This is a genomic window from Paenibacillus sp. 2RAB27, assembly GCF_052115445.1.
Lineage (GTDB): Bacteria > Bacillota > Bacilli > Paenibacillales > NBRC-103111 > Paenibacillus_E.
The window spans coordinates 1-5,359 of the sequence record NZ_JBFRGR010000081.1; the positions used below are offsets into that span (position 1 = coordinate 1).

A 5,359-nucleotide genomic window follows, 5' to 3' on the forward strand; every position below is an offset into this window, starting at 1 on the left:
TCGTTGATTTTGTCCGTTAGATTGTTTAAACTTCATAAGTAAGAGCGCCTCCTTGATGGTATTGGGTTACGAACCCGTCGACAAATCCATCATACCGAGGCGCTCCTTTTTTGACAAAGGCCATTTCTTAGCCTTAACAGGAATGTTTACTTGAACGAAAACAGGGAGCAGTTGCCGCGGCAAACTGCTCCCTGTTTAGAATGTATTGGCCGTCATCTTCGGCTCAGCCCATACGTCCTAAGATGCATCCAATTCATCATCAATCGTCTAGCTTATGATTTTGCAACAAGATAAGAGGCTACTTCAGCCAACCGTGAAGCATAACCCCATTCGTTGTCGTACCAAGTAGCGACAGACAATAGCTCACCTTGTACTTGGGTTAATGGCAAGTCAATAATCGAAGAATGGGGATCAGCTACGATGCGGGACGAGGCCCATTCCCCTTCCAAAACATCAAGAACGCCCTTTAATTCGCCTTCTCTCGCAGCTTCTCGAAACATATCGTTAATCTCTTGAACGGTGCATCGTTTTTCCGTTATCAAATTAAGTTCTGCGATGCTCCCGGTACGGGTCGGGATACGGTAGGCTTTGCYCGTGATTTGCAGGTCATTCCAAATGAATTTCAGAGCCTTCGCTGCACCTGAGGATGATGGAATGATATTCTCGGCTGCTGCCCATGAATCCCGGCGGTCCTTCATCGGCTGATCCGTCAACGATTGCGTGTTCGTATACGAGTGTACAGTGGAGAATAATCCGTATTGAATGCCATAGTTTTCTCTGACCAATTTGACAACCGGTGCAAGCGCATTGGTCGTACAACTCGCCATGCTAATGATTTTATGCTTTTCCGGATCGAAGCTTTCTAAGTTTATTCCTTTAAGAAGTACTGCATCGCAATCTTCTAAGGTTTTGCTCGGACCGCTGACAAGCACCCTTTTGGCGCCTCGCTCCAAATGCAGTTCAGCTACTGATCGCGTAACGGCTCGTCCGGTACAATCAATGACCAATTCAACCCCTAATTCACCCCAATTCGGCAATTCATCGGCCGAATTCAAATAACGAATCTCCCGGTCGCCGATTACGATTGCGCCTTTTTGAGCAGATACTTTCTCATGCCAACGCTTGTAATTTGTATCCACTTCAAAAAGCGCGGCAAGCGTAGCTTCGTCTTTAATATCCGAGATGGAAAAGGGGACAAACAAATTTTGTTGCAACGCCGCCCGAAGGAGCTGTCTTCCGATACGTCCAAATCCAAAAAGCGCAATTTTACCCATAATAGCCTCCATATATATTAGATTAGTAATTATCCTGACTACTCATTAAGCCGTTCTACCTGGTTAATCCATTGCAATAATGATTGAACATAACGTTGCAAATATTTGCGAGTCGTATCATCCGTGAGCTTACGAGTATTTGAATCAATCTTGTCCATGATTTGAGAAATATACATTTTTTGAGCCGGCATCACATAGGACAGGGTGGCATCCAGCGTTTGCCTGATTTGCTGTTGCGAAAGAATCGTCCCTTTTGCTCCAGGTGTTGCGCCTATCACTCCTGCAGGCTTATGAATTAAGACGGCTGTTTTGGTAGGTGTCGATGCCCAGTCCAGTGCATTTTTTAGTACTCCCGGTATACCTGAGTTATACTCCGGGCTAACAATAATAATGCCATCCGTCTTTTGAATCGCCTCGCGATAATGCTTAACTGGATCTGGCCCTTMTTCATGATCCAAATCTGCGTTATACAAGGGTAGATTAGCAATCGATATGAATTCATATTCTGCGGAATCTACAAGTTCTGGGATTGTATTCGCAATCATTTGATTAAAAGAACTTTCCCTCAAACTTCCTACAATAATCCCTATTCTTTTTGACATTAGCCAACCTCCAGAATTCATTCTCATATAATCATACAATACTTTCCTTACTTTGCGTTGGGAAAACATTAGTTTAGGTGCCTAGGCTATTAACCTGGCTAGTTATCATTTGACAAATTATCTTAAAATGCATATTCTTAAATTTAAGATATATGACAAGGATTATTAATCATTAGCTGCTTTTTTATCAATAAGCTTTTTAGGCGTAACATCGTTCCCTACTTCATCCATAACAGACACGTTCAGAAGCGTTGTTAATAGTTGTCCGCGTAAAATCTGTAAATACTGCGTCCGAAGCGCTGCTTGTTCCGCTTTCTCAGTATCAGATAGACCTGAACTGCGCTCAATTCTGCTCAGCTCATTGATACGGTTTAAAATTGGAATCATTCTCATTACCTCCTTGAAGTCGTTTGGATAATATCTCAAATTAAATTATCTTAATTTAAAGATATATGATTTTAAGATAACTGTCAATAGCTTGCTTTCAATTAATTTGACTTCGGTGATTTAACTATAGTTCTGCGTTCTAGTCTCCGATGGTCTTTAACAAACCTTCTCGGTGCCTCATTAAATAATCTTCATTCATACGTGTAAAATATAATCACATTATCCTATGTATCTGTCATTTGCTTTCACCAAAGCTGACAACTATGATGGAGTTGGGCAACTTATCCTTATACAAGGGGAATTCCGCATGATCAAAGTAGTAATGATTCGCCACGGACAGAGCGAATGGAATCTCGAGAACCGATTTACGGGCTGGACAGATGTGGATTTGTCTCCGAACGGTCTAGAAGAAGCAAGACAAGCTGGAATCATCCTGAGAAAGCAGGGTTACGTCTTCGACGTAGCGCATACATCCGTTCTGAAGCGTGCGATTCGGACGATGTGGATCATTCTTCAAGAAATGGATTTGACGTGGATTCCGGAATTCAAAAGCTGGATGCTGAACGAGCGGCATTACGGCGCCCTACAAGGATTGAACAAAGCCGAGACGGCCGAGAAATACGGAGAAGAGCAAGTACACTTGTGGCGCAGGTCCGTCGACGTTCGCCCGCCTGCATTGGATCAAAACGATACCCGATACGAAGCGTCCGCGCCACGCTACCGGAATTTAAAAGAAGGGGAATTTCCATTAACGGAAAATCTCGATGATACGGAGCGCAGAGTGTTAAAGTACTGGGAGGAGATAATCTGCCCCGCTCTCTCGTCCGGCAATCACATTCTCATTGCGGCTCACGGTAATACTTTACGGGCGTTGGTGAAGCATCTGGATCGAGTCCCTGCCGACGGGATCGCCGATTTGAACATACCGACCGGCATCCCGCTCGTGTACGAATTGAATGAGCAATTATCGCCGATCCGGCATTATTTCTTGGGCATTGACGGCGAGATGCCGGAAGGAGCGATTCCTTCCCATATGCCCMCGATTATTAATGTCGAGCAGTCACCGCTTCCGTCCGAGTGAGAGGCGCATTCGGAGAAGCGATATTGATCGCGTCCATTCAGCACGTCGCGATCGACAGTGGTTATAATCAAGGCGCGGAAGATATATAACTTGCCCTTACTTATAATACGGTTCCCTGCGTATGATCTCAGCTATCCCGCCCGTAATACTGAAGGTCATATGCCTCAGGAGTTGTTCTTTCTGTTTGAATCATTTCATCTCCTATTCGCGTCCCGAGTGTACCAATTAGTCCATCCTTTTGTCTTGCAGCTTCAAGTATGGATTTTATCATAAACGTCGTTGTAGTCTTACCTTTAGTCCCTGTCACACCGATAATGTCAAGACGATTTGAAGGCTGGCCAAAGAAAATATCCGAAATATATGCAATCGCATATCTAGTGTCTTTCACCCTGACTACTGTAATACCTTAAGGGACATTTGTTTCTTGCTCGACCAGAAGAGCTGTTGCACCGTTTTGAAGCGCAGAAGTTATGTCCATCCACAGAAAAACCTTTAATGCAAACAAATATGTCCCCCTGTCTTACTTTTCGCGAATCATATGCAATACCGCTGATAACTATATCCGAGTTCCCGCAAACCTCCATTACTTCCAAACCGTGTTTGAATGCATCCAGATCATTATCAAAGGGCTTAGATGACCTATTGCGCGGCTAAAAGAGTCACACCCAATAGTTGAGCAACGGCTGCCGTCATGCCGGCAGCCTCATGTTGTGTATGTAACTAACGTTCCCAGTTAGCTTAGCAAGCTTTCATTTGGCGTCATTGAATCTCCCCATAACAATAGTGTTATAGTATTCACCGTCAGAAAGAATTTTGTCATTTTTTAATATACCTTCGATTTCAAAGCCAAGCCTTTTATACAGTTCAATGGCTTTTGTGTTGGTTTCCAAGACATTTAGAGTTAATTTTTTGATGTCATTGGAGTCAGCCCAAGCAATAGACTCTTTTAAGAGATTTTTTCCAATCCCATGTCCCCAAAAGTCATTAAGTACACATACACCAAATTCGACTTTATGAGAGAATCTCTTGAGGTAAGTTCCTTCACATCTCGAGAAGCCAACAATACGTTTATCGGCGACAGCAACCAAAAATAAGTTTCTTGGGCTGATCGTGTCCTTATGTATTAATTTTTCAAATCCAGGTATATCAATGAAAGCTTCTCCTCTTTCTCTGTCCAGATTCTCCGTTTCTCCATCAATTTGTAATCTTTAATTCGGACAAATTTTTAGCATCGCTTTCGATGGAAGACCTAATGGTATAAATCAGTCCATTCACTTGAAATTCTTTATTGTTAATTATCACTTTTCTTACAATTCCTTTGAATTCTGATATACATAAATAACGTATTTTCCTCCCAGTTGTACAAGAAGCAATTCAGATTGCATTTGACCTTGAATCGTAAATATCTTTGTCCCAACTTGGAGTTTAGTTGCCATGTAATCTTCAAAAATATTTCCATCTTTGTACTCTTTTTTCACCTCGCCTAACTCATGATTTATTTTCAAATCCATTAGTTTATATTGCTCCTGAGCTTCGACACGTTTATAAAAACGTGCACCAAAGACACATAGAATGTCCGCGTCTTTGTTCTGTTTAAATATCTTCTCTGATGAGGAGGTTCTCTCCATTTGACTAATCTTATTTGCCCCTTCAATTTTTGGGTCTTTATAGCATCCAATTATTATTAATAGCAAAATGCATGAGACGATAACAATAGGTCCCGCCACGATAAATATTATTTTTTTCACTAATTCACCACCTAAATTATCTGACGTACTTGCCTTGTATTTGTTTCTTTCATATTTAACATTCCTACCGCCCCTTACTATAAAAAACAAAAGAGGAGCTGCCCGAAGCACCCCCTCAGGTAACAATAGGTAAGCATTTGATGTTATCTCCAGCTTTTCCCCTGTCCCACACGGAGCGTACGAGTTTCCCAGTACTCCGCGTTCCCTCTAACTGAATTTACTAAATCATAAGATTGGAATAGGTAAGACTTTGAAATAATCTCCGTC

The 5,359-nt window shown here is 42.2% G+C and carries 7 protein-coding genes and 1 pseudogene; 1 reads left to right on the forward strand and 7 read right to left on the reverse strand.

Annotation, left to right across the window (positions count from 1 at the left end; all coding sequences use genetic code 11):
• Positions 1-272 precede the first annotated feature (272 nt).
• From AB4114_RS35515 to AB4114_RS35525, 3 genes are all read right to left on the reverse strand, one after another.
• Entirely contained in the window at positions 273-1,274 is a 1,002-nt protein-coding gene (locus AB4114_RS35515; protein WP_441992635.1) for a type I glyceraldehyde-3-phosphate dehydrogenase, read from the reverse strand.
• Positions 1,275-1,312: 38 nt separating this feature from the next.
• On the reverse strand, positions 1,313-1,876 hold the full coding sequence (locus AB4114_RS35520; RefSeq protein ID WP_441992636.1) for an NADPH-dependent FMN reductase: 564 nt from the start codon (positions 1,874-1,876) through the stop codon (positions 1,313-1,315).
• A 165-nt stretch (positions 1,877-2,041) separates the two neighbouring features.
• On the reverse strand, positions 2,042-2,263 hold the full coding sequence (locus AB4114_RS35525) for a DUF896 domain-containing protein (protein ID WP_441992637.1): 222 nt from the start codon (positions 2,261-2,263) through the stop codon (positions 2,042-2,044).
• Between the two features lie 307 nt (positions 2,264-2,570).
• On the opposite strand from AB4114_RS35525, the gene gpmA reads away from it, so the two are divergent.
• Positions 2,571-3,344, forward strand: a complete 774-nt coding sequence (gene gpmA / locus AB4114_RS35530) for a 2,3-diphosphoglycerate-dependent phosphoglycerate mutase (protein WP_441992638.1) — start codon at positions 2,571-2,573, stop codon at positions 3,342-3,344.
• A gap of 127 nt (positions 3,345-3,471) precedes the next feature.
• Here the strand turns inward: gpmA and AB4114_RS35535 are convergent, their stop codons facing one another.
• The 4 genes and pseudogenes from AB4114_RS35535 to AB4114_RS35550 form a co-directional block, all read right to left on the reverse strand.
• Positions 3,472-3,732, reverse strand: coding sequence for a Mur ligase family protein (locus AB4114_RS35535; RefSeq protein WP_441992639.1), 261 nt, complete (start codon positions 3,730-3,732; stop codon positions 3,472-3,474).
• Positions 3,719-3,928 carry a Mur ligase domain-containing protein gene (locus AB4114_RS35540; protein ID WP_441992641.1) on the reverse strand — a complete coding sequence of 70 codons (210 nt, stop codon included), beginning with the start codon at positions 3,926-3,928 and terminating at the stop codon, positions 3,719-3,721. The genes AB4114_RS35535 and AB4114_RS35540 overlap by 14 nt, the downstream gene beginning before the upstream one ends.
• Positions 3,929-4,093: 165 nt before the next feature.
• Positions 4,094-4,646 (reverse strand): annotated as a pseudogene (locus AB4114_RS35545) (GNAT family N-acetyltransferase).
• 5 nt (positions 4,647-4,651) lie between these two features.
• Positions 4,652-5,092, reverse strand: a complete 441-nt coding sequence (locus AB4114_RS35550) for a hypothetical protein (protein WP_441992640.1) — start codon at positions 5,090-5,092, stop codon at positions 4,652-4,654.
• Positions 5,093-5,359: the final 267 nt, after the last annotated feature.